Genomic DNA, 3,198 nt, shown 5'->3' on the forward strand with positions numbered 1-3,198 from the left:
CATGTACAGGCGATGAAGGACGTGGCACGCTGCGATAAGCGTCGGGGAGTTGTGAGCAAACTTTGATCCGACGATTTCCGAATGGGGAAACCCACCTTCACCATTTCTCTCAGATCATGGGCAACCATGAATTGAGTGAGGTGGATAAGGTATCCCAAGCTGAATAAAATAGGCTTGGTGAAGCGAACCCGGGGAACTGAAACATCTAAGTACCCGGAGGAAAAGACATCAACCGAGATTCCGTTAGTAGTGGCGAGCGAACGCGGACCAGGCCAGTGCTCACATCTGAATTAGCAGAACGCTTTGGAAAGAGCGACCATAGTGGGTGACAGTCCCGTATGCGAAAATGACGATGTGAGACTCGAGTAGGGCGGGACACGTGAAATCCTGTCTGAACATGGGGGGACCACCCTCCAAGCCTAAATACTCGTACATGACCGATAGCGAACACAGTACCGTGAGGGAAAGGTGAAAAGCACCCCGATGAGGGGAGTGAAACAGTACCTGAAACCGGATGCTTACAAGCAGTTGGAGCCTCTTTAGGGGGTGACAGCGTACCTCTTGCATAATGGGTCAGTGACTTAATGTACCATGCGAGCTTAAGCCGTTAGGTGTAGGCGCAGCGAAAGCGAGTCTGAACAGGGCGACTGAGTATGGTGTATTAGACCCGAAACCCGGCGATCTAGGCATGACCAGGTTGAAGGTGCGGTAACACGCACTGGAGGACCGAACCGGTGAATGTTGAAAAATTCTCGGATGAGTTGTGTTTAGGGGTGAAAGGCCAATCAAGCCGGGAAATAGCTGGTTCTCCGCGAAATCTATTGAGGTAGAGCGTCGGATATTTGCCGTTGGGGGTAGAGCACTGGATGGATGCGGGGGTCGCGAGATCTACCAATTCTAACCAAACTCCGAATACCAACGAGTCTAGTCCGGCAGACAGACGGCGGGTGCTAAGGTCCGTCGTCAAAAGGGAAACAGCCCTAACCTACAGCTAAGGTCCCCAAGTCATCACTAAGTGGGAAAGCATGTGGGAATCCCAAAACAACCAGGAGGTTGGCTTAGAAGCAGCCATCCTTTAAAGAAAGCGTAACAGCTCACTGGTCTAAACAAGGGTTCCTGCGGCGAAAATGTAACGGGGCTAAAGTGATGCACCGAAGCTTAGGGTTCAGTCTTTGACTGAGCGGTAGCGGAGCGTTCCGTAAGCGAGTGAAGCGATCTGGTAATGGGTCGTGGACGTATCGGAAGTGCGAATGCTGACATGAGTAGCGATAAAGAGGGTGAGATGCCCTCTCGCCGAAAGACCAAGGGTTCCTGCTTAAAGCTAATCTGAGCAGGGTGAGCCGGCCCCTAAGACGAGCCCGAAGGGGGTAGTCGATGGGAACCACGTTAATATTCGTGGGCCTGGTGGTGTGTGACGGATCACTTACATTGTACAACCTTATCGGATTGGTTGTGCTTTCACGTGGTTCCAGGAAATAGCCCCACCGTATAGACCGTACCCGAAACCGACACAGGTGGTCAGGTAGAGTATACCAAGGCGCTTGAGAGAAGTATCCTGAAGGAACTCGGCAAATTGCCTCCGTACCTTCGGAAGAAGGAGGCCCCGGCTATGCGCAAGCACTGTCGGGGGGCACAGGCCAGGGGGTAGCGACTGTTTAGCAAAAACACAGGACTCTGCTAAGTCGGCTTCAAGACGACGTATAGGGTCTGACGCCTGCCCGGTGCCGGAAGGTTAAGAGGAGGAGTGCAAGCTCCGAATTGAAGCCCCGGTAAACGGCGGCCGTAACTATAACGGTCCTAAGGTAGCGAAATTCCTTGTCGGGTAAGTTCCGACCTGCACGAATGGCGTAACGACTTCCCCACTGTCTCCAGGATATGCTCAGCGAAATTGAATTCTCCGTGAAGATGCGGAGTACCCGCGGTTAGACGGAAAGACCCCGTGCACCTTTACTGCAGCTTCAGAGTGGCATTAGGATAGAATTGTGTAGCATAGGTGGGAGGCTTTGAAGCACCGGCGCCAGCTGGTGTGGAGCCATAGGTGAAATACCACCCTGTTATGTTCTGATGTCTAACCCAGGACCGTTATCCGGTTCGGGGACCCTCTGTGGCGGGTAGTTTGACTGGGGCGGTCGCCTCCTAAAGAGTAACGGAGGCGCGCGATGGTAGGCTCAGGCCGGTTGGAAACCGGCTGCAAGAGTGCAATGGCATAAGCCTGCCTGACTGCGAGATTGACGAATCGAGCAGAGACGAAAGTCGGTCATAGTGATCCGGTGGTCCCTCGTGGAAGGGCCATCGCTCAACGGATAAAAGGTACGCCGGGGATAACAGGCTGATGATTCCCAAGAGCTCATATCGACGGAATCGTTTGGCACCTCGATGTCGGCTCATCACATCCTGGGGCTGGAGCAGGTCCCAAGGGTTTGGCTGTTCGCCAATTAAAGTGGTACGTGAGCTGGGTTCAGAACGTCGCGAGACAGTTTGGTCCCTATCTGCCGTGGGCGTCGATACTTGAGAGGAGTTGTCCCTAGTACGAGAGGACCGGGATGAACATGCCTCTGGTGTACCTGTCGTTCCGCCAGGAGCGCAGCAGGGTAGCTATGCATGGACGGGATAACCGCTGAAAGCATCTAAGCGGGAAGCCTCCCTCAAGATTAGGTATCTTCGAGTCGTGATAGACCATCACGTTGATAGGCCGGGTGTGGAAGTGCGGTAACGCATGGAGCTAACCGGTCCTAATAACTCTGATCATGCTTGATGAATCCCACCATCAATGACAGTCCTGCAAAAACAGCAGCTGTCCGGTAGGACGGTAAGCAGCCAGAACAATACGATCTGAAATACGCACGGGCATACATCGATTAAAAACCAACGACAAAACGCGTCGGCTCCATTGCTTGGTGACCATAGCGTCAGTGACCCACCCGATCCCATCTCGAACTCGGCCGTGAAACCTGACAGCGCCAATGGTACTGTGGCTCAAGCCCCGGAAGAGTAGGACGTCGCCAGGCATTGAAGCCGACGCGCTAAATCGTTGAAAAAAACCCATCACAATGACAAACGAAATAAGGGCCCCAAAAGGGCCCTTTTTGCGTCCATCAAACGACGCAAAAAAATACGGTGACGCGGGGTGGAGCAGCCCGGTAGCTCGTCAGGCTCATAACCTGAAGGTCGTAGGTTCAAATCCTACCCCCGCAACCA

Annotated in this window: 1 tRNA gene and 2 rRNA genes (1 of these 3 running past the window's edge); all 3 read left to right on the top strand. The window is 53.4% G+C overall.

Going from position 1 to position 3,198, the window contains the following annotated elements:
* A 23S ribosomal RNA gene (locus A8V01_RS25825) occupies positions 1 to 2,756 on the top strand; it begins 36 nt to the left of the window's first position.
* Between the two features lie 137 nt (positions 2,757 to 2,893).
* Positions 2,894 to 3,008, top strand: a 5S ribosomal RNA gene (gene rrf / locus A8V01_RS25830).
* Between the two features lie 113 nt (positions 3,009 to 3,121).
* A tRNA-Met gene (locus tag A8V01_RS25835) sits at positions 3,122 to 3,198 on the top strand.

Origin of the sequence: Novosphingobium guangzhouense, assembly GCF_002896965.1 — a bacterium.
GTDB lineage: Bacteria > Pseudomonadota > Alphaproteobacteria > Sphingomonadales > Sphingomonadaceae > Novosphingobium > Novosphingobium guangzhouense.